The sequence below is a fragment of the Aeromicrobium sp. UBA7512 genome (assembly GCF_002476985.1).
In the GTDB taxonomy this organism is placed as follows: domain Bacteria; phylum Actinomycetota; class Actinomycetes; order Propionibacteriales; family Nocardioidaceae; genus Aeromicrobium; species Aeromicrobium phoceense.
Genome location: NZ_DLNK01000003.1, coordinates 724,993 through 747,512, shown reverse-complemented (window position 1 = coordinate 747,512; position 22,520 = coordinate 724,993). Strand labels below are relative to the sequence as shown.

Annotated in this window: 24 protein-coding genes; 17 read left to right on the top strand and 7 right to left on the bottom strand. The window is 70.4% G+C overall.

Annotated elements, in window-relative coordinates; genetic code table 11:
• The 8 genes from sufB to B2363_RS05570 form a co-directional block, all read left to right on the top strand.
• Positions 1–1,030, top strand: a 1,030-nt coding sequence (gene sufB, locus B2363_RS05605) for a Fe-S cluster assembly protein SufB (protein ID WP_286929004.1), incomplete at its 5' end; no start/stop codon positions are given.
• A 32-nt stretch (positions 1,031–1,062) separates the two neighbouring features.
• Entirely contained in the window at positions 1,063–2,241 is a 1,179-nt protein-coding gene (gene sufD, locus B2363_RS05600) for a Fe-S cluster assembly protein SufD (RefSeq protein WP_286929002.1), read from the top strand.
• Positions 2,238–2,564 carry a Rieske (2Fe-2S) protein gene (locus tag B2363_RS05595; RefSeq protein WP_181755617.1) on the top strand — a complete coding sequence of 109 codons (327 nt, stop codon included), beginning with the start codon at positions 2,238–2,240 and terminating at the stop codon, positions 2,562–2,564. Before sufD ends, B2363_RS05595 begins: the two co-directional genes overlap by 4 nt.
• On the top strand, positions 2,561–3,319 hold the full coding sequence (gene sufC, locus B2363_RS05590) for a Fe-S cluster assembly ATPase SufC (protein WP_181755618.1): 759 nt from the start codon (positions 2,561–2,563) through the stop codon (positions 3,317–3,319). Before B2363_RS05595 ends, sufC begins: the two co-directional genes overlap by 4 nt.
• 2 nt (positions 3,320–3,321) lie before the next feature.
• On the top strand, positions 3,322–4,554 hold the full coding sequence (locus tag B2363_RS05585; protein ID WP_181755619.1) for a cysteine desulfurase: 1,233 nt from the start codon (positions 3,322–3,324) through the stop codon (positions 4,552–4,554).
• Position 4,555: 1 nt separating this feature from the next.
• Positions 4,556–5,011 carry a Fe-S cluster assembly sulfur transfer protein SufU gene (sufU, locus tag B2363_RS05580; protein WP_181755620.1) on the top strand — a complete coding sequence of 152 codons (456 nt, stop codon included), beginning with the start codon at positions 4,556–4,558 and terminating at the stop codon, positions 5,009–5,011.
• On the top strand, positions 5,008–5,367 hold the full coding sequence (locus tag B2363_RS05575) for a metal-sulfur cluster assembly factor (protein WP_286928999.1): 360 nt from the start codon (positions 5,008–5,010) through the stop codon (positions 5,365–5,367). The genes sufU and B2363_RS05575 overlap by 4 nt, the downstream gene beginning before the upstream one ends.
• Positions 5,368–5,594: 227 nt before the next feature.
• Positions 5,595–7,196: an ABC-F family ATP-binding cassette domain-containing protein gene (locus tag B2363_RS05570; protein WP_286928997.1), complete on the top strand. Its 1,602-nt coding sequence runs from the start codon at positions 5,595–5,597 to the stop codon at positions 7,194–7,196.
• Here B2363_RS05570 and B2363_RS05565 read toward each other — a convergent pair.
• Together B2363_RS05565 and B2363_RS05560 are read right to left on the bottom strand one after the other, a co-directional pair.
• Positions 7,183–7,929, bottom strand: coding sequence for an SURF1 family protein (locus B2363_RS05565; protein WP_286928995.1), 747 nt, complete (start codon positions 7,927–7,929; stop codon positions 7,183–7,185). The genes B2363_RS05570 and B2363_RS05565 overlap by 14 nt on opposite strands.
• Positions 7,930–8,211 (bottom strand): DUF3099 domain-containing protein, encoded by a 282-nt coding sequence (locus B2363_RS05560; RefSeq protein WP_078698267.1) that lies wholly within the window; start codon positions 8,209–8,211, stop codon positions 7,930–7,932. It lies immediately after the preceding gene.
• 60 nt (positions 8,212–8,271) lie between these two features.
• Between B2363_RS05560 and B2363_RS05555 the strand changes: the two genes are divergently transcribed.
• Positions 8,272–8,487, top strand: coding sequence for a dodecin (locus tag B2363_RS05555; RefSeq protein WP_078698266.1), 216 nt, complete (start codon positions 8,272–8,274; stop codon positions 8,485–8,487).
• A 7-nt stretch (positions 8,488–8,494) separates the two neighbouring features.
• Here the strand turns inward: B2363_RS05555 and serB are convergent, their stop codons facing one another.
• Positions 8,495–9,727, bottom strand: coding sequence for a phosphoserine phosphatase SerB (serB, locus tag B2363_RS05550; protein ID WP_286928992.1), 1,233 nt, complete (start codon positions 9,725–9,727; stop codon positions 8,495–8,497).
• 50 nt (positions 9,728–9,777) lie between these two features.
• Here serB and B2363_RS05545 point away from each other — a divergent pair, with 50 nt between their 5' ends.
• The 4 genes from B2363_RS05545 to B2363_RS05530 are packed head-to-tail and all read left to right on the top strand — an operon-like array spanning position 9,778 to position 12,844.
• Positions 9,778–10,581, top strand: a complete 804-nt coding sequence (locus tag B2363_RS05545) for an ABC transporter ATP-binding protein (RefSeq protein WP_181755625.1) — start codon at positions 9,778–9,780, stop codon at positions 10,579–10,581.
• 8 nt (positions 10,582–10,589) lie between these two features.
• The gene (locus B2363_RS05540) at positions 10,590–11,039 is read left to right on the top strand and encodes an NfeD family protein (RefSeq protein WP_286928989.1); all 450 of its coding nucleotides are present in this window, start codon (positions 10,590–10,592) and stop codon (positions 11,037–11,039) included.
• Positions 11,040–12,125, top strand: a complete 1,086-nt coding sequence (locus B2363_RS05535; RefSeq protein ID WP_181755627.1) for an SPFH domain-containing protein — start codon at positions 11,040–11,042, stop codon at positions 12,123–12,125.
• A 5-nt stretch (positions 12,126–12,130) separates the two neighbouring features.
• On the top strand, positions 12,131–12,844 hold the full coding sequence (locus tag B2363_RS05530) for a lytic transglycosylase domain-containing protein (protein ID WP_181755628.1): 714 nt from the start codon (positions 12,131–12,133) through the stop codon (positions 12,842–12,844).
• A gap of 16 nt (positions 12,845–12,860) precedes the next feature.
• Here B2363_RS05530 and B2363_RS05525 read toward each other — a convergent pair whose 3' ends face one another.
• Complete coding sequence (locus tag B2363_RS05525) at positions 12,861–13,388, bottom strand: YbhB/YbcL family Raf kinase inhibitor-like protein (RefSeq protein WP_286928987.1); 528 nt, start codon at positions 13,386–13,388, stop codon at positions 12,861–12,863.
• A gap of 18 nt (positions 13,389–13,406) precedes the next feature.
• Here B2363_RS05525 and B2363_RS05520 point away from each other — a divergent pair, with 18 nt between their 5' ends.
• On the top strand, positions 13,407–14,204 hold the full coding sequence (locus tag B2363_RS05520) for a TrmH family RNA methyltransferase (protein WP_286928986.1): 798 nt from the start codon (positions 13,407–13,409) through the stop codon (positions 14,202–14,204).
• Positions 14,205–14,220: 16 nt separating this feature from the next.
• Here the strand turns inward: B2363_RS05520 and def are convergent, their stop codons facing one another.
• Complete coding sequence (gene def, locus B2363_RS05515; RefSeq protein WP_286928985.1) at positions 14,221–14,826, bottom strand: peptide deformylase; 606 nt, start codon at positions 14,824–14,826, stop codon at positions 14,221–14,223.
• Between the two features lie 116 nt (positions 14,827–14,942).
• On the opposite strand from def, the gene B2363_RS05510 reads away from it, so the two are divergent.
• Both B2363_RS05510 and B2363_RS05505 read left to right on the top strand, forming a co-directional pair.
• Positions 14,943–16,250, top strand: a complete 1,308-nt coding sequence (locus tag B2363_RS05510; protein ID WP_286928983.1) for an acyl-CoA dehydrogenase family protein — start codon at positions 14,943–14,945, stop codon at positions 16,248–16,250.
• Between the two features lie 14 nt (positions 16,251–16,264).
• Complete coding sequence (locus B2363_RS05505; protein WP_286928982.1) at positions 16,265–17,479, top strand: acyl-CoA dehydrogenase family protein; 1,215 nt, start codon at positions 16,265–16,267, stop codon at positions 17,477–17,479.
• A 30-nt stretch (positions 17,480–17,509) separates the two neighbouring features.
• On the opposite strand, the gene B2363_RS05500 is transcribed toward B2363_RS05505, so the two are convergent.
• Positions 17,510–18,529: a zinc-dependent alcohol dehydrogenase family protein gene (locus tag B2363_RS05500; protein ID WP_286928981.1), complete on the bottom strand. Its 1,020-nt coding sequence runs from the start codon at positions 18,527–18,529 to the stop codon at positions 17,510–17,512.
• A 19-nt stretch (positions 18,530–18,548) separates the two neighbouring features.
• Here B2363_RS05500 and B2363_RS05495 point away from each other — a divergent pair, with 19 nt between their 5' ends.
• Entirely contained in the window at positions 18,549–18,911 is a 363-nt protein-coding gene (locus tag B2363_RS05495) for an FKBP-type peptidyl-prolyl cis-trans isomerase (RefSeq protein ID WP_181755632.1), read from the top strand.
• Positions 18,912–18,924: 13 nt separating this feature from the next.
• Here B2363_RS05495 and hrpA read toward each other — a convergent pair whose 3' ends face one another.
• On the bottom strand, positions 18,925–22,515 hold the full coding sequence (hrpA, locus tag B2363_RS05490; protein ID WP_286928979.1) for an ATP-dependent RNA helicase HrpA: 3,591 nt from the start codon (positions 22,513–22,515) through the stop codon (positions 18,925–18,927).
• Positions 22,516–22,520 lie beyond the last annotated feature (5 nt).

Sequence of the window (22,520 nt, the reverse complement as noted above, 5' to 3'; positions counted from 1 at the left end):
CGAGTCCGAGGTCGTCTACCACCAGATCCGCGAGGACCTGGAGCAGCAGGGCGTCATCTTCCTGGACACCGACACCGCGCTGAAGGAGCACCCCGAGCTCTTCGAGGAGTACTTCGGCACCGTGATCCCGGTCGGCGACAACAAGTTCGCCGCGCTGAACACGTCGGTCTGGTCGGGTGGCTCGTTCATCTACGTGCCCAAGGGCGTCCACGTCGACATCCCGCTGCAGGCCTACTTCCGGATCAACACCGAGAACATGGGCCAGTTCGAGCGCACGCTGATCATCGCCGACGAGGACTCTTACATCCACTACGTCGAGGGCTGCACCGCGCCGATCTACAAGACCGACTCGCTGCACTCGGCCGTCGTGGAGATCATCGTGAAGAAGGGCGCCCGCGTCCGCTACACGACCATCCAGAACTGGTCGAACAACGTCTACAACCTCGTCACCAAGCGCGCCACGTGCGAGGCCGGCGCCACGATGGAGTGGGTCGACGGCAACATCGGCTCCAAGGTCACGATGAAGTACCCGGCCGTCTACCTCATGGGCGAGCAGGCCAAGGGCGAGACGCTGTCGATCGCGTTCGCCGGCGAGGGCCAGTACCAGGACACCGGCGCCAAGATGGTCCACGTCGCGCCGAACACGTCCAGCTCGATCCTGAGCAAGTCCGTCGCCCGTGGTGGCGGCCGCACGTCCTACCGCGGCCTGCTCCAGGTCAACGAGGGCGCCTACGGCTCCGCCAGCACGGTCAAGTGCGACGCGCTGCTGGTCGACCAGATCAGCCGCTCGGACACCTACCCGTACGTCGACGTCCGCGAGGACGACGTGACCCTCGGCCACGAGGCGACCGTCTCCAAGGTCAGCGACGACCAGCTCTTCTACTTCATGCAGCGCGGCATGGAGGAGGACGAGGCCATGGCGATGATCGTCCGCGGCTTCGTCGAGCCCATCGCTCGCGAGCTGCCCATGGAGTACGCGCTGGAACTGAACCGACTCATCGAGCTGCAAATGGAAGGGGCTGTTGGATGACCGCGTTGACTCCCGTTGTGGGTGACGAGCGAATGGCTGGTGCAAACAACGACCAGCTGGCCGCCGCCTTGGAGTTGGACCACGTCCAGAGCCACCTGCACCCCGAGCCGTCGTACGACGTCGAGGCCCACCCCAAGCCCACCGGCCTGGAGGAGATCTGGCGCTTCACGCCGCTCAAGCGGCTGCGTGGACTGCTCGACGGCACGCCGTCGGACGCCAGCCTGGAGTGGAAGGACGAGCTCCCCACCGGTGCCACGCTGACCACGATCACCACCGACGAGGCCAAGGCGATCGGCGGCATCGCGCCGCTCGACCGCCTCGCGGCTCTCGCCGTGCAGAACGCCGGCGGCGCCACGCTGCTGTCGATCGACGGCGAGCTCGACGCCCCGGCCCGCATCCGCCTGAGCGGCACGTCGGTCGAGCAGACCGTGTGGGGCCACGTCGTGGTGAAGGTGGCGCCGTTCTCCAAGGCCACGATCGCGTTCGACCACGTCGGCTCGGCCACCTACGCCACGACCGTCACGTACGTCGTGGGCGACGGTGCCCAGCTCGACGTCGTGAACCTGGTCGACTGGGAGGACGACGCCGTCCACGCCGTGCAGAACGGCATCAGCGTCGGCCGCGACGCGGCGGTCCGCTTCTTCGAGTTCACCCTCGGTGGCGACCTCGTCCGCTCGTCGACCAACGTCGACTACCGCGGCCCCGGTGGAAGCGTCGACCTGCTCGGCATCTATTTCGCCGACGCGGGCCAGCACCTCGAGCACCGCCAGTTCGTCGACCACACGGCGCCCCGCACCCGCAGCAACGTCGAGTACAAGGGCGCGCTGCAGGGCCAGGACGCGCACACCGTGTGGATCGGCAACGTCCTGATCCGCAAGGTCGCCGAGGGCATCGACACGTTCGAGCAGAACGACAACCTCGTCCTCACCGACGGCGCGCGCGCCGACTCGGTGCCGAACCTCGAGATCGAGACCGGCGACATCGCCGGCGCGGGCCACGCGTCCACGACCGGTCGATTCGACGACGAGCACCTGTTCTACCTGCAGAGCCGCGGCATCGACCCCACGGAGGCCAAGCGCCTCGTCGTGCACGGCTTCTTCAACGACATCATCCGCCGGATCGGCGTCGAGGACCTGCAGGATCGTCTCCTGTCGGCGATCGAGGACGAGCTGGCCGCGGTGGTCGGCAACCCCGCGGCGGTGACCGAATGACCTTCAAGGAGGTCGCGAAGCTCGCCGACGTCCCCGAGGGCGCGGCGCTGGGCATCGAGTTCGAGGGGCACGACCTGGCCCTGGTGCGCGACGGCGACACCGTCTACGCCATCCAGGACTGGTGCTCCCACGCCGAGATCCCGCTGTCCGACGGCGACGTCGAGGGCTGCGAGATCGAGTGCTTCCTGCACGGGTCGCGCTTCGACCTGCGCACCGGCAAGGCCCTGGGCCTGCCGGCCACCGAACCCGTCCCCGTCTACCAGACCAAGATCGAGGGAGAGACCGTCTGGGTCGACCTCCCGAACCAAGGAGAAACAGCATGAGCACCCTGGAGATCAAGAACCTCCACGTGTCCGTCGACACCGAGGACGGTGCCAAGGAGATCCTCCGCGGCGTCGACCTGACCATCAACTCCGGCGAGGTCCACGCCATCATGGGCCCCAACGGCTCGGGCAAGTCCACGCTGGCGTACTCGATCGCCGGACACCCCAAGTACACCGTCACCGAGGGCGAGGTGCTCCTCGACGGCCAGAACATCCTCGAGCTGAGCGTCGACGAGCGCGCGCGTGCGGGCCTGTTCCTCGCGATGCAGTACCCGGTCGAGATCCCGGGCGTCTCCGTCGCCAACTTCCTGCGCACGGCCAAGACCGCCATCGACGGCGAGGCCCCCAAGCTGCGCACGTGGGTCAAGGACGTCAACGCGGCGCTCGAGCGGATGACGCTCGACCCGTCGTTCTCCTCGCGCTCGGTCAACGAGGGCTTCTCCGGCGGCGAGAAGAAGCGCCACGAGATCGCCCAGCTCGAGCTGCTGAACCCGAAGTTCGCGGTGCTCGACGAGACCGACTCCGGCCTGGACATCGACGCCCTGCGCGTCGTCTCGGACGGCGTCAACCGCTACTCGGCGCAGGGTGACCGCGGCGTGCTGCTGATCACGCACTACACGCGCATCCTGAACTACATCGAGCCCGACTTCGTCCACGTCTTCGTGGCCGGCAAGCTGGCCGAGACCGGTGGGCGCGAGCTCGCCGAGCTGCTCGAGGCCGAGGGCTACGACAAGTTCACCAAGGCGGCCGTCTGATCATGACCGGCTACGACGTCGAGGCGATCCGCAAGGACTTCCCCATCCTGTCCAGGACGATGGCGGGGGACCGCCCTCTCGTGTACCTGGACAGCGCCAACACGTCGCAGAAGCCGCGTCAGGTCGTCGAGGCGATCGAGCGTCACTACCTCGAGCACAACGCGAACGTCGCGCGGGCGATGCACCAGCTCGGTGCGGAGGCCAGCGAGGCGTTCGAGCTCGGTCGCGACAAGGTGGCGGGGTTCATCAACGCGCCGCGTCGCGAGGAGGTCGTGTTCACCAAGAACGCCTCCGAGGCGCTCAACCTGGTGGCTCGCGTCCTCGGTGACGCCGGTCGCGTGGGTGCCGGTGACGAGGTCGTGGTGACCCAGATGGAGCACCACTCCAACCTCGTGCCGTGGCAGCTGCTCACGCAGCGCACGGGCGCTGACCTGCGCTGGTACGGCGTCACGCCCGAGGGCCGGCTCGACCTCGACTCGCTCACCCTCACCGAGCGCACCAAGGTCGTCTCGGTCACGTGGGTCTCGAACATGCTCGGCACGATCAACCCGGTCGCCGAGATCGTCCGGCGCGCCCACGAGGTGGGTGCGCTGGTCGTCATCGACGCGTCGCAGGCCGTGCCGCAGCTGCCGGTCGACGTGGCCGCGCTGGGCGCCGACTTCGTCGCCTTCACGGGCCACAAGATGGTCGGTCCCACGGGCATCGGCGTGCTGTGGGGTCGCTACGACCTCCTCGCCGAGCTGCCGCCGTTCCTCGGCGGCGGCGAGATGATCGAGACCGTGTCGATGGAGCGCACCACGTTCGCCGCGCCGCCGCACCGCTTCGAGGCCGGCACACCGCCGATCGCGCAATCGGTCGGCCTCGGCGCGGCGGTGGACTACCTCAGCGCCCTCGGCATGGAGAACGTCGCCGCGCACGAGCAGCGGATCACCGCCTACGCGCTGGACGCGATGAAGGAGCTGACCGGCGTCACGATCGTCGGCCCCAAGGAGCCGGTCGACCGCGGGGGAGCGATCAGCTTCACGATCGACGGGGTGCACCCGCACGACGTGGCGCAGCTGCTCGACTCGCAGGGCGTCGCCGTGCGCGCCGGTCACCACTGCGCGAAGCCGCTGCACGCGCACTTCGGCGTGCAGTCCACCACGCGCGCCTCGTTCTACCTGTACACGACCGAGGCCGAGATCGACGCGCTCGTCGCGGGGATCCGCCACACCCAGTCGTACTTCGGAGCCTGAGATGAACGCAGCGAACGTCGATGCGATGTACCAGGAGATCATCCTGGACCACTACAAGCACCCCCACGGTGCGGGTCTGCGCGACCCGTACGAGGCCGAGGTCCACCACGTCAACCCCACGTGCGGCGACGAGATCACGCTGCGCGTGCACCTCGAGGGCAACACGGTGGCCGACGTCTCGTACGACTCCGTGGGCTGCTCCATCAGCCAGGCCTCGGCCTCGGTGCTGAACGACCTCGTGGTCGGCAAGGACGTCGACCACGCACTGACCACACTCAACGCGTTCCAGGAGCTCATGCAGGGCCGCGGCCACGTCGAACCCGACGAGGACGTGCTCGAGGACGGGATCGCCTTCGCGGGCGTCGCCCAGTTCCCCGCGCGCGTCAAGTGCGCGCTGCTGTCCTGGATGGCCTGGAAGGACGCCGTCGCCCAGGCTTCGGCCAAGGAGGAAGCATGACCACCGACCACAGCGATCTGCCCGAGGTGACCGTCCAGCCCGGCGCCACCACCCAGGAGGACGTCGAGGAGGCGATGAAGGACGTCGTCGACCCCGAGCTGGGGATCAACGTCGTCGACCTCGGCCTCGTCTACGGCGTGCACGTGGACGAGCACAGCAACGCCATCCTGCAGATGACGCTCACGTCCGCGGCCTGCCCGCTGACCGACGTCATCGAGGACCAGACCCGCGCCGCCCTCGACGGCCTGGTCAACGACTTCCGCATCGAGTGGGTCTGGATGCCGCCGTGGGGCCCGGACAAGATCACCGACGACGGCCGCGAGATGCTGCGCGCCCTCGGCTTCAACATCGGCTGACCGCCCGCCACCCCTCACCACTTTTGGAACGGGATGCACGTCTCTGAGCGATCAGAACGTGCATCCCGTTCCAAAAGTGCGCAGGAGCGCGGACGGCGGCGACGATTTCGCGCCCGGCGGATCGCTCCGTAGACTGGCTCGGTGGACATGATCCGGCTGGAGTGACGCGCGAGCACCTGCTCGACCCCTGCGTCCTCGCCCCGTCCATCCCTCACGAAGGCTCTTCCATGATCACCGCCTCCTCCGTGGAGCTGCGCTTCGGCGCGCGCGTCCTGATGTCCGACGTCTCCTTCCAGGTCGCCAAGGGCGACAAGATCGGCCTCGTCGGCCGCAACGGCGCCGGCAAGACCACCCTGACCAAGATGCTGGCCGGGGCGGGCGGCGAGCCCGCCGAGGGCACCATCAACCGCACGGGCACGGTCGGCTACCTGCCGCAGGACCCGCGTGTCGGCGACCCCAACGTCACCGCCCGCGACCGCATCCTGTCGGCGCGTGGCCTCGACGAGGCGCTGCGCAAGATGCGCAAGGCCGAGAAGGAGATGGCCTCGGAGGACTCGGCGCTCGCCGAGGACGCGATGCGCCGGTACTCCCGCGCCGACGCCGAGTTCGGCGCCGGCGGCGGGTACGCGGCCGAGTCCGAGGCGGCGACGATCGCGGTCGCGCTGGGTCTGCCCGAGCGCGTCCTCGAGCAGCCGCTGAGCACCCTGTCCGGCGGTCAGCGCCGCCGTATCGAGCTGGCGCGGATCCTGTTCTCCGACGCCGACATCCTGCTGCTCGACGAGCCCACCAACCACCTCGACGCCGACTCGATCGTGTGGCTGCGTGGCTTCCTGAAGAGCTTCTCGGGAGGCCTCGTGATCATCAGCCACGACGTCGACCTCGTCGAGGAGACCGTCAACAAGGTCTTCTACCTCGACGCCAACCGCGGCGTCATCGACATCTACAACATGGGCTGGCGGCCCTACCTCAAGCAGCGCGAGGCCGACGAGGCCCGCCGCAAGCGCGAGCGCGCCAACGCCGTGAAGCAGGCCGAGCGACTCATCGACCAGGGCAACCGGATGCGCGCGAAGGCCTCGAAGGCGACCGCCGCGCAGCAGATGCTCAAGCGGGCCGAGAAGATGATGGCCGGCCTCGAGGACGAGCGCGCCGTGGACAAGGTCGCCAAGATCGCCTTCCCCAAGCCCGCTCCGTGCGGCAAGACGCCGCTCATGGCCACGGGACTGTCGAAGTCGTACGGGTCGCTGGAGATCTTCACCGACGTCGATCTGGCGATCGACCGGGGGAGTCGCGTCGTCGTGCTCGGACTCAACGGTGCGGGCAAGACCACGCTGCTGCGTCTGCTCGGCGGCGCCGACCGGGCCGACACCGGCGAGATCATCGCGGGCCACGGCCTCAAGATCGGCTATTACGCCCAGGAGCACGAGACGCTCGACACCTCCCGCTCGGTGCTGGAGAACATGCAGAGCGCCGCGCCGCACCTCACCGACACCGAGGCGCGCAGCGTGCTGGGCTCGTTCCTGTTCACCGGCGACGACACCGCCAAGCCGGCGGCCGTGCTCTCCGGTGGGGAGAAGACCCGTCTGGCGCTGGCCAGCCTCATCGTCTCGAGCGCCAACGTGCTGCTGCTCGACGAGCCGACCAACAACCTGGACCCCGCATCGCGCGAGGAGGTGCTGGCGGCGATCCGCTCCTACGAGGGCGCAATCGTGCTGGTCACCCACGACGAGGGCGCCGTGCAGGCGCTCGAGCCCGACCGCGTGCTGCTGCTGCCCGACGGCGACGAGGACCTGTGGTCGGACACCTACGCCGACCTCGTCAGCCTGGCGTGACGGAGGCCGTCGCCTTCGGGCGCCGGCGCTCGATCAGCTCGGCCCGCACGAACCAGAAGTAGCCGAATGCGGCCAGCCCGGCGAAGAAGTACCACTGGATCGAGTAGAACAGGTGCGGTCCGGTGCCCAGGTCGGGCTCGGCCGGGCCTTCGAGGCCGTCCTGCTCGGGCGAGGTCAAGGCGACGAAGCCCTGCAGCGGCTCGGCGCCGAGGAAGTCGGCCCACCGCTCGCCGTTGACGGCGCGCACCTGACCGTCGCGCGGCGTCGTCGCCGCCTTGTCGGCCGTGCTGGCGGGCTGCAGCCATCCCGTGACGGTCACCGGACCCGTCGGGGCCGCGGGGACGTCCTCGGGTGCCACGCCGTTGCGCGGACCCTCGATCCAGCCGCGGTCGACGAGCACGACCGTGCCGTCGTCGAGCCGCAGCGGGGTGACGACCTGCACGCCGGGCCGGCTGTCGCGATGGGCGAACCGCACGGTGACCTCGTGCGCGGAGTCGAACGTGCCGGTGGCCGTGACGGTGCGGTACTCGAGGTCGGGGTCCCAGCCGTCGGCGACGACCTCGGCGACGGGCGCCGGGTCGGCCTTCAGGTTCGTCTTGACGACGGCGTTGTCGGCCTTGCGCTGCTCCCAGCGGTCGTACTGCCAGCCGCCGAGCATGAAGCACGTGACCGCCATGACGACGACGAAGACCGCCAGCCCGATCCAGCGCGGGCTTGCCAGGAAGCGCAGCACCTACTGGTCCAGCTGCTTGCGGTCGACCCCGAACGGGGACGGCCCGTCGCCCGAGCTGCGGATCGCCGAGTTGCCGATGACGACGGCCACGTAGGGCAGGAACACCGCGCCCACGAGGAGCACCCAGCGGATCCAGTGGTCGACGGCGACGAAGCCGATGAAGCAGGCCACACGGACCGCCATCGAGATGAGGTAGTTGCGCTCGCGATGGTCCACCTGGGCGCTGAAGGGCTCGCGCGCACTGGTGATCGAGTGCACCTCTTCGGGGTCGCGCCGGGCCATGTCCCCAGTCTACGCCGTGGGTCCCGCGCGCGGCCTGCGGCCGGGTGGGACGATGGCCCCATGAGCAACCGCACCTACCGTGTCACCGAGATCGTCGGAACGTCCCCGGTCGGGGTCAGCGAGGCCATCGACAGCGGCATCGCCCGCGCCTCCCAGACCCTGCGCCACCTCGACTGGTTCGAGGTCGTGGGCATTCGGGGCCAGGTCGAGGACGACAAGGTCTCGCACTACCAGGTCACCCTGAAGCTGGGCTTCCGCCTCGAGGACGACGAGTAGCAGCCGGTCAGGTCGCCGGCGGCGCGTCGGCGGCGTCGGCCGCCTCGACCTCCTCGCGCGTGATGCCCATGAGGTACACGATCGCGTCGAGGTACGGCACGTTCACCGAGGTCTGCGCCTGGTCGCGCACGAGCGGCTTCGCGTTGAACGCGATGCCCAGTCCCGCGGCCGCGAGCATGTCGAGGTCGTTGGCGCCGTCGCCGATGGCCACGGTGTTGCGCACGTTGATGCCCGCCTGCTCGGCGAAGAGGCGCAGCGCCTCGGCCTTGCCGGCGCGGTCGACCACGCGCCCGAGGACCCGGCCGGTCAGCGCTCCGTCCTGCACCTCGAGGTCGTTGGCGGCGAAGTAGTCGATGCCGAGGTCGTCCGCGAGCCGCTCGATGATCTGCGTGAAGCCGCCGCTGACCAGGGCGAACCGGTAGCCGAGGCGCTTGAGCGTGCGGATCATGGTGCGCGCGCCGGGCGTGAACTCCAGGTCCCGGTAGACCTCGTCGAGGGCGGAGGCCGGCACGCCGCGCAGCTGGGCCACGCGCTCGTGCAGCGACTCGGCGAAGTCGAGCTCGCCGCGCATGGCCCGCTCGGTCACCTGGGCCACCGCCTCCTCACAGCCGGCGTGCGCCGCGAGCATCTCGATCACCTCGCCCTGGATCAGCGTGGAGTCGACGTCCATGACGACGAGGCGCTGCGCGTGACGCAGGATGCCGTGCTCCTGCACCGCCACGTCGGTGCCGAACCGGTGGCCGATCGCGGCCAGCTCGGATTGCAGGGCCTCCGACGCGGCGCCCGAGACCTCCATCCGGATCGCCGTGACGGGGTAGCGCGCCATGCGGACGATGCGGTCGATGTTGCCGCCGAGCTCGTTGATCCCCTCGGTCAGGGCCGCCAGGGCGTCGGGCATCAGCGGTGCGCCGAGGATGACCACCTGGGCGCGGCCGATCCTGCGGGGCCGGTTGTCGCCGGTGCCGTGGACGACCTCGACCTCCAGGCCCAGGTCGGCACCGACCGAGGCCAGGTCGGCCTCGAAGCCGGGCACCTCGTCGGGGATGGTCACCAGGACGCTCAGCACGAGCCGGCCGCGCACGACCAGCTGCTCGACGTCGATCACCTCGACGTCGTGCGCGTCCAGCGCGGAGAACACCCGGGTGGAGACGCCGGAGCGGTCGGGACCGCTGAAGGTGACCAGCACCGTGGGCTCGGTCAGGTGCAACGTGGGGACGTGGCCCGGGGCTGGCGTGCTCATCGTGTCGAGGGTATCGGCAGGACGTTGAGGCGAACCGATAGGTTGGACGTGTGACCGCCGTGTTCGACCTGACCGACGTCACGATCGTGCGCTCGGGCAAGACTCTCCTGGACCGCGTCTCGTGGCGCGCCGAACCGGGGGAGCACTGGGTCATCGTGGGCCCCAACGGAGCCGGCAAGACCACGCTGCTCCAGGTCGCGTCCGCGAACATGCACCCCACCTCCGGCACCGCCGAGATCCTGGGCGAGCGACTCGGCTCCGTCGACGTCTTCGAGCTGCGCCCCCGCATCGGCCACACCAGCGCCGCGATCGCCGAGCGCGTGCCGGCCGACGAGACGGTGCGCAACCTCATCCTGTCGGCCGCGTACGCCGTGCTCGGCCGCTGGAACGAGGAGTACGACGACGAGGACCACCGCCGCGCGATGGCGATGCTGGCCGAGCTGGGCATCGCGCCGCTGGCCGACCGCACCTTCGGCACCCTGTCCGAGGGCGAGAAGAAGCGCGTCCTGCTGGCGCGCTCGCTCATGACCGATCCCGAGGTCGTGCTGCTCGACGAGCCCGCCGCCGGCATGGACGTCGGCGCCCGCGAGGACCTGGTCGAGAGCCTCGAGGCGCTCGCGTCCGACGAGTTCGGCCCCTCGCTCGTGATGGTGTCGCACCACCTCGAGGAGATCGCCCCCGGCTTCACGCACGCGCTCCTGCTGTCGGGCGGCTCCGTGGTGGCGTCCGGGCCCATCGACCAGGTGCTCACGTCGCAGAACCTCTCCCTGGCGTTCCGCCAGCGGCTCGAGGTCACGCACGACGCGGGACGATTCTCGGCTCGGCGTCCGCCCTCGCGGCGCCGCGCGAACTAGGAGGGGACATGGACTGGTTCGGCGATGACATCTGGGTCACGTGGGCGGCGCTCGGCGTCCTCATGTGCCTCATCGAGCTGGCCAGCGGCGAGCTGATCTTCCTGATGTTCGGCATCGCGGCCTTCTCGGCCGCGGTGGCCGCCGCGGCCGGTGCGCCGATGGCGCTGCCGCTGGCGATCTTCGGCGTCGTCTCGGTGGCGCTGCTCGCCCTCGTCCGCCCGCGGATCGCCGCGCGGGTCCACGACGGGCCGTCGCTGCCCGTCGGCCAGCAGGGCCTGGTGGGCCAGCTGGCGATCGTCGAGGAGGTCGTGAACCGCCATGCCGGTCGCGTCCTGATCGACGACGTCCACTGGACCGCTCGCCCGGTGGATCCCGAGGCGACCTACGAACCGGGCGACGAGCTGCTCGTCGCCGCCATCGACGGTGCGATCGCCCGCGTCGTCCGTAAGGAGAGCTGAATGTTCGCATCCGCAATGCTGGTCTTCTTCATCCTGCTGGTGGTCCTGCTGATCGTGACCGCAGCGATGAGCCTGAAGATCATCCCGCAGAACTTCGCCGGGATCGTGGAGCGCCTGGGGAAGTACCGCACCACCCTGACGCCCGGGCCGCACCTGATCGTGCCGTTCCTCGACCGCGTGAAGTACCGGGTCGACCAGCGTGAGCAGGTCGTCTCGTTCCCGCCGCAGGGCGTCATCACCGAGGACAACCTGACGGTCGAGATCGACACCGTCATCCTCTACACGGTGAACAACCCGGTCGCCGCGACGTACGAGATCGTCAACTACATCGAGGGCATCCACCAGCTCACGACCACGACGCTGCGCAACATCATCGGCGGCATGACCCTCGAGCACGCGCTCACCAGCCGCGACCAGATCAACCGCACACTGAGCGCCGAGCTCGACGCGGCCACGGGCCGCTGGGGCATCAAGGTCAGCCGGGTGGAGCTCAAGAGCATCGATCCGCCGCCGACCATCATCGACGCGATGGAGAAGCAGATGCGGGCCGAGCGGGACAAGCGCGCCGCGATCCTCACGGCCGAGGGTGAGCGCCAGTCGGCCATCCTGAGCGCCGAGGGTCAGAAGCAGGCCGCGATCCTCACGGCCGAGGGTCAGAAGCAGTCGGCGATCCTGACCGCCGAAGGCGAGAAGACCGCCGCGATCCTGACCGCGCAGGGCGAGGGCCGTGCCATCGAGACCGTCTTCCAGGCGATCCACGACGGCAACCCCGACCAGAAGCTGCTGTCCTACCAGTACCTGCAGACGCTGCCGAAGATCGCTCAGGGCCACAACGCCTCGACCTGGATCATCCCGGCCGAGGTCACCGCGGCCCTGAGCACCATCGGCAACGTCGTCGGCTCCATCCCCGTGGACGGCGGTGGCTCGCACAAGCGCGTCGACCTCGACGAGCCGGTCGAGACCGCCAGCACGGCTCCGGCCGAGACCAGCAGCGCCGTCGAGGAGGCCATCCGGGCCGCCAAGCAGGCCGAGTCGCCGATCTCCACCCAGGACGATCCGCCGACCGGTCAGCCCCCCACGGCCTGAGCCGGATGGACCGAACCAGGATCCTCGTCCTCGGCGCCGCCGTGCTGGCCACGATGGCGATCGTCGTGGCCTGGCTGGTCGTCGGGCGATCGGACGACGCCGATCCGATCAGCGGGCCCCCGGCCGAGCAGGCCGAGGAGGTCCCGCTGGCCGACGGCTCCACGACCGAGCCCGACGAGGACTGGGTCACCCGGACCGCCGCCGACCGCCAGATCCCGGTGCGGGCGATGCAGGCCTACGCCCGCACCGAGATCAGCGAGCGTGAGAGCGCGCCCGCGTGCAACCTCCGCTGGAACACGCTCGCGGGCGTCGGGTCGGTCGAGTCGGCCCACGGCACGCTGGGCGGTGCCGGCCTCGACGCGGCGGGCGTGCCGAGCCGCAGGATCATCGGCCCGCCCCTCAACGGCGAGAACGGCACCCGGGCCATCGAGGCCACCAAGGCGTCCACGGCCCTGCACGGCGACGAGCAGTGGGACCGCGCCGTCGGCCCGTTCCAGTTCCTGACGTCGTCATGGGAGCTGTACGGCGCCGACGCCGACGGTGACGGCCGGGCCGACCCGCACGACATCGACGACGCAGCCCTGGGCGCCGCGCGCCACCTGTGCGCGAAGGAGCGCGACCTGGCCGGCGACGGCTGGGTCAAGGCGGTCTTCGCCTACAACAACTCGATGGCCTACGTCGAGAAGGTCCGCGGCATCGCCGACAGCTACGCGAAGTAGCGTCAGGCCTGCGTCCTCACGACTGCCAGGTGCCGTGCATGATCGCGCGGCCGAGCGTCTTGAACGCGAGGTTGAACCCGACGACGGCGGGGGAGGCCGAGGCGTCGACGCCCAGCGTCTCCTCGCCGACGGCGTGGACCACGAAGAAGTAGCGATGCGGCTGGTCGCCTTCCGGGGGAGCGGCGCCCATGAAGTTCAGGCCGCCGCCGTCGTTGCGCACGTGGAAGGCGTTGCCGGGCAGGGAGTCGTCGCTCGCGCCGGCGCCCGTGGGCAGCTCGGTGACGTCGGCCGGGATGTCGACGGCCACCCAGTGCCAGAAGCCCGACACGATCGGCGCGTCGGGGTCGAAGCAGGTGACGACGAACGACTTCGTTCCCTCGGGTGCGCCGCTCCACGCCAGGTGGGGCGACGTGTCGCCGTGGGCGTTGACCTGGTCCTCCTTGAGCGAGGCTCCGTCGGTGACGTCGTCGCTGACGACGGTGAACGAGGCTGCGGAGGGGAGCAGCGGGTACGGATCGGGAGTCACGGGTCGGTCGAGGCTCATGCCACCTAACCTAGTGCGGTGGCCGACCTCATCGCACTCGACGACCCCCGCGACGAGCGGCTCCGCGACTACACCGACCTGCGCGACGTGCAGCTGCGCCAGAGCGTGGAGCAGGAGCGCGGCATCTACATCGCCGAGGGCACGAAGGTCATCGAGCGGGCGGTCGCCGCGGGGCACGAGCCGAAGTCGCTGCTGCTCGCACCGCGCTGGCTCGGCACGCTGTCGGACATCCTCCAGTCGACCGACGCGCCCGCCTACGTGCTGGACGAGAAGTCGATCGAGCGGGTGACCGGCTTCCACGTCCACCGCGGCGCGCTCGCGGCCATGCACCGGCCGGCCGAGCGCAGCGTCCACGACGTGCTGGCCACCGCGCGACGCGTCCTCGTGGCCGAGGACCTGGTCGACCACACCAACATCGGCGCGATCATGCGCAACGTGGCGGCGCTCGGCTTCGACGCGGTGCTGCTGTCGCCGCGGTGCGCCGACCCGCTCTACCGTCGCTCGATCAAGGTGGCGATGGGCGCGGTGTTCTCCCTGCCCTGGGCGCGGATCGACGACTGGTACGCGGCCCCGGCGCTGCTGCGCGAGCACCGCTTCACGACCTACGCGATGACCCTGTCCGACGACGCCGTTCCGATCGACGCGATCGAGCCCGCGGAGCGCTCGGCCGTCATCGTCGGCTCCGAGGGTCCGGGCCTCAGCGAGCACTGGCAGCGCGAGTCGGACCACCGCGTGATCATCCCGATGGCGGCCGGCATCGACTCGCTCAACGTCGCGGCGTCCACCGCGATCGCCTGCTGGCAGTTCCGGCCCTGAGTCCCGCGTCGCCGGGTCAGTCCTCCTCGGGCTCCTCGCCGACCGGCCAGTCGTCCTCGTACTCGTCGGCCAGCTGCTGGTGCTGCTTGTAGAGCTTCTTGCGCGCCTTCTCCGGGACGCGGTCGCCGAAGACCGTGCCGAAGAGGTGGTCCGTCTCGTGCTGGAGGCAGCGGGCCAGCAGGCCGGTGCCCTCGAACTCGACCGGCTCGCCGTGGTGGTCGAAGCCCGTGACCCAGGCGTGGTCGGGGCGGCCGCACTCGGTGAAGGCGCCCGGCAGCGAGAGGCACCCCTCGTCGGCGACGTCGAGCTTGCGCTCGGTACCGTCGGGGAGGCGGAGCACGGGGTTGCAGACGACTCCGGTGATGCGCTGGTGGTCGGCGTCTGGGCAGTCGAAGACGAAGACCTTGAGGTCCTCGCCGACCTGGTTCGCGGCCAGGCCGACACCCTCGGCGGCGTACATCGTGGCCACCATGTCGGCCACGAGGGCGGCGAGGTCGTCGTCGAACGCGGTGACGTCCTTCAGCTCCCGGTGCATCACGGGCGTGCCCCATCGGGTGATGGGTCGCACGGAGCCTCCGGCGGGCAGGGGGCGGGACTGGTCGGCAGAGGGCGTTTCGGTCACGCTTCAGCCTATCGAGAGGCCGACACGCGCAGTCGCTGGCAACCGGGTCCCAATTCAGATACCATCGGTATGCGAAACTGTAAACGACAGTTTCTGCAATCACTGAGGGAGTGAACGTGGCGGGTAAAGACCCCATGGCCTACGGACTGCGCGCGTTGAACAAGCTGGCGGCCTCCGAGACGCTCGACCGCATCGGCCTGCGCAAGTTCGCCGAGCGAGCCGTGCATGGCTCGACGAAGGCCGGATTCCAGGCGATCGGTGCGGCCCAGCGCACGTTCACGAAGGTGGCGGGCAGCTCGCAGGGCAGCCGCGTGGCCGCGACCCAGCCGTCCGGCGTGTTCGACCTGACGCCCACCGAGGACCAGCAGATGATGGTCGACGTCATCGGCGAGTTCGCCGCCGAGGTGCTGCGCCCCGGTGCCGAGCAGGCCGAGGCCGCCGACGACACGCCCAAGGAGGTGCTGGCGCAGACCTCCGAGTTCGGCCTGAGCCTGCTCAACATCCCCGAGTCCCTCGGCGGCCTGGCCGAGCAGCGTTCGGCCGTCACCGGCGTGCTCGTCGCCGAGGCGCTGGCGAAGGGCGACATGGGACAGGCCGTGGCCTGCCTCGCGCCGTCGGCCGTGGCCACCGCGATCTCGCTGTGGGGCACCGAGGGCCAGCAGCAGACCTACCTGCCGTCGTTCACCGACGGTGACGTGCCGGCCGCCGCGCTCGTCGTGGCCGAGCCGGTGCCCATGTTCGACCCGCTGTCGCTGACCACGGTCGCGAAGCGCGCCGAGGGCGGCTACGTCCTCAATGGCCTCAAGTCCGGTGCCGTGCGCGGTGCCGAGGCCGAGCTGCTCGTCGTGGCCGCCGACGTCGAGGGCCGCGGCCCGTCGATGGTGATCGTCGAGGCCAACACCGACGGCGTCGCCGTGGCGGCCGACCCCGGCATGGGCCTGCGCGCGGCCGGCCTGTCGCGGATCCAGCTGACCGACGTCCACGTCAATGAGGACGCGATCCTCGGCTCGGCACAGGACTACCGCGAGATGATCCGCCTGTCCCGGCTCGCGTGGGCCGGGCTCGCGCTCGGCACGGCGCAGTCGGTGCTGGACTACGTCAAGGAGTACGTCACCACCCGCGAGGCGTTCGGCGAGCCGATCGCCCACCGCCAGGCCGTGGCCTTCACCGTCGCCGACATGGCGATCGAGCTCGAGGGCATGCGGCTGGTCACGCTGAAGGCCGCGTCGCGCGCCGAGCGCGGCGCCGAGTTCGCCCGGGAGACCGCGCTGGCCCGCCGCCTGAGCACCGAGTACGGCATGAAGATCGGCACCGACGGCGTGCAGATGCTGGGCGGCCACGGCTTCGTGAAGGAGCACCCGGTCGAACGGTGGTACCGCGACCTGCGTGCCGTCGGCGTGATGGAAGGAGCAGTCCTCATCTGAGGACGGGAGAGATCATGATCTACCTCGAGACCCCCAAGAAGTTCCGTGGCTTCGTCCAGCAGGCCCACGACGTCGCCAACGAGTTCCTGCGCGCCAACTCGCGCAAGTACGACCTCGCCGAGCACAGCTACCCCAAGGAGCTCGACCTCCTGGCCTCGCTGATCGACGGCCTGAACGAGTCGGGCAACAGCACGGGCGCCGGCGCTGCGGGCGTCCGCGTCAAGGACGAGAAGAAGCAGGACAAGGGAGTCCGCAACGCCACCAACATGGCGTCGGTGCTCTCGGTGATCGAGATGTGCTGGGGCGACGTCGGCCTGCTGCTGTCGATGCCGCGTCAGGGCTTGGGCAACTCGGCGATCGCCTCGGTCGCCACCGACGAGCAGGCCGAGCGCTTCAAGGGCACGTGGGCCTCCATGGCGATCACCGAGCCCAGCTTCGGCTCCGACTCGGCCGCCATCAGGACCACCGCCACGAAGGACGGCGACCACTACGTCCTGAACGGCGAGAAGATCTTCGTCACCTCGGGCGACCGGTCGGACTCCGTCGTCGTCTGGGCCACCCTCGACAAGACGCTGGGGCGCGCGGCGGTGAAGTCGTTCGTCGTGCCGAAGTCGCTGCCCGGCATCAGGGTGGAGCGCCTCGAGCACAAGCTCGGCATCCGGGCGTCGGACACCGCGGTCATCGTGCTCGACAACTGCCGCGTGCCTGCCGAGAACCTGCTGGGCGACCCGGAGATCGACACGTCCAAGGGCTTCGCCGGCGCGATGGCCACGTTCGACAACACGCGTCCGCTCGTGGCGGGCATGGCCGTCGGCTGCGCCCGGGCCTCGCTCGAGGTCATGCGCGACCTCATCGAGCAGGCCGGTCTGACGATCGACTACGACCGCTCGCCGGCGCTCCAGCCGCACGTGGTGGCCGAGTTCCTGCGGATGGAGGCCGACTGGGAGGCAGCACTGCTGCTCACCCTCGAGGCGGCGTGGATGGCCGACAACCGCCAGGCGAACTCGCTGCAGGCCTCGATGGCCAAGGCCAAGGCCGGCCGCTCGGGCAACGACATCACGCTCAAGTGCGTCGAGCTGGCCGGGTCGCTGGGCTACAGCGAGACCGAGTTCCTCGAGAAGTGGGCCCGCGACTCCAAGATCCTCGACATCTTCGAGGGCACGCAGCAGATCCAGCAGCTCATCGTCGCCCGACGGCTGCTGGGGCTCACCAGCTCCGAGCTGAAGTGAGCCCCGAGGGCTGAGCGCGGCGGGCCGCGATCAGGGACGCAGCAGCGCCTTGATCGCGGTCCGCTCGTCCATGGCCCGGTAGGCGTCGGACACTTGGTCGAGCGTGAAGGTCTGGTCGAAGACGGCTCCGGGCTGCAGGGCGCCCGACAGCACCTCGGGGACCAGCTCGTCGAGGTAGCGGCGCACGGGCGCCACGCCACCGGCGAGGGCCTGGTTGCGACCGAACATCGCCGGGACGTTCAGCTCGACGCCGTGCGGCACGCCGACGTAGCCGACGGTGCCGCCGGGACGCAGGGACAGGAACGCCTGCTTCATCGACTCACCGGTGCCCACGCACTCGAGCACGGCGTCGGCGCCGATGCCGTCGAGGATCTCGCGGACCTCGGCGGCGCCCTCCTTGCCGCGGGTCTCGACGATGTGGTCGGCGCCGAAGCGGCGAGCCAGCTCCTGGCGGTCGGCGTGGCGCGACATCGCCACGACGGTGGAGGCGCCGAGCCGCTTGGCGGCCAGCACGCCCGACAGGCCGACCGCGCCGTCGCCGACGACCGCGACCGTGGAGCCGGCCGTCACGCCGGCGCTGAAGGCCGCGTGGTGACCCGTGGGGAACACGTCGGTGAGCGCGAGCAGGTGCGGGAGGAGTTCGTCGTCCACGTCACCCGGAACGGCCACCAGGGTGCCGTCGGCCTGCGGGACGCGCACGAGCTCGGCCTGGCAGCCCTCGTAGCCGCCGCCGTTGACGCACGAGGTCTGCACGCCGTTGCGGCAGTGCGCGCAGGTGTTGTCGCTGTACATGAACGGCGCGATCACGAAGTCGCCGACCGAGATGCCGGAGACGTCCGTGCCGACGCGCTCGACGATGCCGACCTGCTCGTGGCCGATCTGGTGCGCCTCGGTCTGAGGCTTGTTGAGGCCGCGGTAGGGCCACAGGTCGCTGCCGCAGACGCAGGCGGCCACGACGCGGACGATCGCGTCGGTGTCCGCCTCGATGTCGGGATCGGGCAGGGTGTCGAGTCGGATGTCGCCGGGGGAGTGAAGGACTGTCGCGCGCATGCGTGCAAGGATGGCAGACATGAGTGAAAAGCCTGAAGTCGATTTCACCCCCGGCCCCGCTCCGACGGATCTCGTGATCGAGGACGTCACCATCGGTGAGGGCGAAGAGGCCGTCAACGGCGGCGTCGTCGACGTCCACTACGTGGGCGTGGACTTCGAGACCGGCGAGCAGTTCGACTCCTCCTGGGACCGCGGCCAGTCGGCCAAGTTTCCGCTGCCGCAGCTGATCGGCGCCTGGCAGCAGGGCATCCCGGGCATGAAGGTCGGCGGCCGCCGCAAACTCATCGCGCCGCCGGAGCTGGCCTACGGTCCCGCCGGTGGCGGACACCGCCTGTCGGGTCGCACGCTGGTCTTCGTGATCGACCTGCTCGGCGTCGGCTGAGCCGACACCCCCTTCAGAGCTGTGACGCGAGGGCGTCCAGCGCCTTCGCGACCCGTTGGGCCGAGATCGGCCCGACGGCGCGAAGCTCCTGCGCGAAGATGCTGACGCGCAGCTCCTCGAGCATCCACCGCACCCGCTGCACGGGCGGCGCCAGCCGCTGCCACGGCCGGAGATCCCGCGTCTGCTCGTGGAACCGGGCCTCGAGCTCCCAGACGGGAGCCGGGTCCTTGGTCGAGGTCAGCCGCTTCGCCGCCGCCCTCAGGTAGACCGCGAGGCGCCCGACCTGCTCGGCGCCCATGTCGCGGATGAACCCCGGGTGCACGAGCCACGAGATCTGCACGCGCACGTCCTCGCCGGCCTCGTCCTTCCCGGGATCGAGGTCGCCGAGCGCCTGGAGCGCGCCGATGACCTGGCGCACGATGCGCTCCGTGAGCGGCACCGCGTCGGCGCGTACGAGGTCGCGCAGCCGTCGGTAGGCCTCCTCGTCGCGCACGGGACCACCGTGCTGCACCACGAGGTGATCGAGGGCGGCGAGCCACGACTCCTCGATGACGGCGGCGGCATCGCCCTGGGGCGAGGTGGCCAGCAGCAGCTTGTCCTGCAGGGACAGCGTGCGCCCGACCGTGCCGACCGGCGAGCCGGTGGACAGCGCGATGAGCCGCGCGGTGCCCCGGATCGTGGCGACCCGCTGCTCGATCGGGGTTCGCAGCACGCGGAGCGCCACGCTGGAGCCCTCGTCGACGATGGCGGGGAAGCCGGTCACCTGGCCGGCGGTGATGCTGGGCTCGAGCGTGCCGAAGTCCCAGTCCTTGATCCCGGTGCGCTCCTCCTGGCGGGCGCGCTGCTGCAGGTCGCGACGCAGCCGCGGCTCGAGGTCGCGACGGAGTGCGTCGAGGTCCTTGCCCGCGGCCAGCTCCTTCGTGCCGTCGACGACGCGGAACGTGGGGCGCAGGTGCGCCGGCAGTGCCGTCAGGTCGATGAGCGACGGCTCGACCTCGAGGGCCCGCCCGAGCTCGGTACGCAGGTCGCGTGACGTGTCGAGCGTGGGGAGCACCCGCTCCGCCGACTGCGCGGCCGGCGCGAACCGGCGCCGTTCGGACTTGGGCAGCCCGCGGATCAGCTCGGTGACCAGCTCGAGCCGGCGGCCGGGGACGCCCCAGTCGAACTCCGCTCCGTCGACCGTCAGCAGGTCGTCGACGGGCACCGTGATCGTGATGCCGTCGTCCGCGGCCTGCGGGTCGAACCGGTACGAGACGTCCAGGACGGCGTCGAAGTCCTCGCTCTGCGAGGTCCACGAGGTGGGGAAGGCGTCGGCGTCGACGTCGGCACGGAAGAGCTCGTCGGTGAAGTCCAGGATCCGCTTGTCGGGCTGCTTCTTCCACCAGGCGTCGAAGTGCCGCACCGAGACGACGTCGGCGGGGAGCCGCGCGTCGTAGAAGTCGACAAGCGTCTCGTCCTCGACCCGGATGCCACGGGTGCGGACGCGTTCCTCGAGCTCCTCGATCTTCGCGAGGCGGTCCTGGTTGCGCTGCCAGAAGCGGTGGTGGGTGCGCCACTCGCCGCCCACCAGCGCGTGCCGGATGAACAGCTCACGGGCCAGCGGCGCGTCGTGCTGGGCGAGCATGACCGTGCGGTCGACGACCACCGGCAGGCCGTACAACGTCGATCGCTGGGTGGCCACGGCGGCGCCACGGCGCGCCGACCAGCGGGGCTCGGAGTACTGGTGCTTCAGCAGGTGCCCGGCCGCCTGCTCGACCCACACCGGGTCGATGCGGGCGTTGTCGCGCGCGAACAGCCGGGAGGTCTCGACCAGCTCGCCGGCCATCAGCCACCTCGGGGGCTTCCTGGCCAGCCCGGAGCCCGGGAAGATCGAGAAGCGGGCGCCACGTGCGCCCAGGTAGTCACGGGTCTCGGCGTCGCGCAGGCCGACGTGGGACAGCAGGCCGTGCAGCAGGGCCCGGTGGATGGCGTCGGCGTCGGGCTCCTTGCGGACCTTGCCGGGCTTGAGTCCGAGCTCGCGCGCCGTGCGCCGCAGCTGGGAGTTGACGTCGGCCCACTCGCGCACGCGCAGGTAGTGCAGGAACTCGTCGTGGCACATGCGCCGGAACTTGCTGTGCGACAGCTCGTCGCGGCGCTCCTGCAGGTAGTCCCAGAGCTTCAGCAGGCTGAGGAAGTCCGAGTCGGGCTGGGTGAAGCGGGCGTGCTGCGTGTCGGCGGCCTGCTGCTTGTCCAGCGGGCGCTCGCGGACGTCCTGGATGGAGAGGCCGGCCACGATCACCAGGACCTCGGGCAGGACTCCGAGCCGGTCGGCGGCCAGCACCATGCGGGCGTGGCGTGGGTCCAGCGGCAGCCGCGACATCGTGCGGCCGATCTTCGTCAGCCGGTCGGTGCCGTCGAGGCGCGGCGCCAGCGCGTCGAGCTCGCGCAGGAGCGCCAGGCCGTCGGCCACCGCGCGGTGGTCGGGGGAGTCGAGGAAGCCGAAGTCGCGGATGTCGCCGAGGTCGAGCGCGGCCATCTGCAGGATGACGCTGGCGAGGTTGGTGCGCTGGATCTCGGGGTCGGTGAACTCCGGGCGGGACTCGAAGTCCTCCTCGTCGTAGAGCCGGATGCAGATGCCGTCGGCGACACGGCCGCACCGGCCGGCGCGCTGCGCGGCGCTGGCCTGCGAGATGCGCTCGATGGGAAGGCGCTGGACCTTGAGCCGGGCACTGAACCGCGAGATGCGGGCGAGGCCGGGGTCGACGACGTAGCGGATTCCGGGCACGGTGATCGAGGTCTCCGCGACGTTCGTGGCGAGCACGATGCGGCGGCGCGGGCCGGTCTGGAAGACGCGCTGCTGCTCGTGCGCGGCGAGGCGGCCGTAGAGCGGCACGACGTCACCGAGCGACTGGCCCTCGAGCACCTCGGCGGTGTCGCGGATGTCGCGCTCGCCGGGGAGGAACACCAGCACGTCGCCGTCGCGGGGCAGCTCGCGGACGGCGCTGACGATCCCGTCGATCACGTCGTCGTCGCGGTCGAGCGGGCGGTAGCGGACCTCCACGGGGTAGGTGCGTCCGCTGACCTCGATGATCGGCACGGGGCGCTCGGGCGTGGCGAAGAGATCGGCGAAGCGCTCCACGTCGATCGTCGCGGAGGTGACGATGACCTTCAGCTCGGGGCGGCGCGGCAGCAGCTCGCGCAGGTAGCCCAGCAGGAAGTCGATCGACAGCGACCGCTCGTGGGCCTCGTCGATGATGATCGTGTCGTAGCGCTCGAGCCGCCGGTCGTGCTGGAGCTCGGTGAGCAGCAGCCCGTCGGTGACGAGCCGGATCACGGTGTCGGCGCCCGACCTGTCGTCGAAGCGCACGGCGTAGCCGACCTCGGCGCCCAGCTCGACGTCGCACTCCTGCGCGATGCGGGCGGCGACCGACCGCGCGGCGATCCGTCGGGGCTGGGTGTGGGCGATCTTCGTCCGGCCGAGCTCGGCGGCGATCTTCGGCAGCTGCGTCGTCTTGCCCGATCCGGTCTCGCCGGCGATCACGACCACCTGGTGGTCGCGCAGTGCGTCGCGGATCTCGTCGTGCCGTGCGGCGATCGGGAGGGCGGGATCGAACTCGAGCTTCATCGCTC

Bases quoted from the DNA above. Each gene is read 5' to 3' on its own strand.
- sufD (WP_286929002.1), top strand. From the start codon at position 1,063: ATGGCTGGTGCAAACAACGACCAGCTGGCCGCCGCCTTGGAGTTGGAC.
- B2363_RS05595 (WP_181755617.1), top strand. From the start codon at position 2,238: ATGACCTTCAAGGAGGTCGCGAAGCTCGCCGACGTCCCCGAGGGCGCG.
- sufC (WP_181755618.1), top strand. From the start codon at position 2,561: ATGAGCACCCTGGAGATCAAGAACCTCCACGTGTCCGTCGACACCGAG.
- B2363_RS05585 (WP_181755619.1), top strand. From the start codon at position 3,322: ATGACCGGCTACGACGTCGAGGCGATCCGCAAGGACTTCCCCATCCTG.
- sufU (WP_181755620.1), top strand. From the start codon at position 4,556: ATGAACGCAGCGAACGTCGATGCGATGTACCAGGAGATCATCCTGGAC.
- B2363_RS05575 (WP_286928999.1), top strand. From the start codon at position 5,008: ATGACCACCGACCACAGCGATCTGCCCGAGGTGACCGTCCAGCCCGGC.
- B2363_RS05570 (WP_286928997.1), top strand. From the start codon at position 5,595: ATGATCACCGCCTCCTCCGTGGAGCTGCGCTTCGGCGCGCGCGTCCTG.
- B2363_RS05560 (WP_078698267.1), bottom strand. From the start codon at position 8,211: ATGGCCCGGCGCGACCCCGAAGAGGTGCACTCGATCACCAGTGCGCGC.
- B2363_RS05555 (WP_078698266.1), top strand. From the start codon at position 8,272: ATGAGCAACCGCACCTACCGTGTCACCGAGATCGTCGGAACGTCCCCG.
- serB (WP_286928992.1), bottom strand. From the start codon at position 9,727: ATGAGCACGCCAGCCCCGGGCCACGTCCCCACGTTGCACCTGACCGAG.
- B2363_RS05540 (WP_286928989.1), top strand. From the start codon at position 10,590: ATGGACTGGTTCGGCGATGACATCTGGGTCACGTGGGCGGCGCTCGGC.
- B2363_RS05535 (WP_181755627.1), top strand. From the start codon at position 11,040: ATGTTCGCATCCGCAATGCTGGTCTTCTTCATCCTGCTGGTGGTCCTG.
- B2363_RS05530 (WP_181755628.1), top strand. From the start codon at position 12,131: ATGGACCGAACCAGGATCCTCGTCCTCGGCGCCGCCGTGCTGGCCACG.
- B2363_RS05525 (WP_286928987.1), bottom strand. From the start codon at position 13,388: ATGAGCCTCGACCGACCCGTGACTCCCGATCCGTACCCGCTGCTCCCC.
- B2363_RS05505 (WP_286928982.1), top strand. From the start codon at position 16,265: ATGATCTACCTCGAGACCCCCAAGAAGTTCCGTGGCTTCGTCCAGCAG.
- B2363_RS05500 (WP_286928981.1), bottom strand. From the start codon at position 18,529: ATGCGCGCGACAGTCCTTCACTCCCCCGGCGACATCCGACTCGACACC.
- B2363_RS05495 (WP_181755632.1), top strand. From the start codon at position 18,549: ATGAGTGAAAAGCCTGAAGTCGATTTCACCCCCGGCCCCGCTCCGACG.
- hrpA (WP_286928979.1), bottom strand. From the start codon at position 22,515: ATGAAGCTCGAGTTCGATCCCGCCCTCCCGATCGCCGCACGGCACGAC.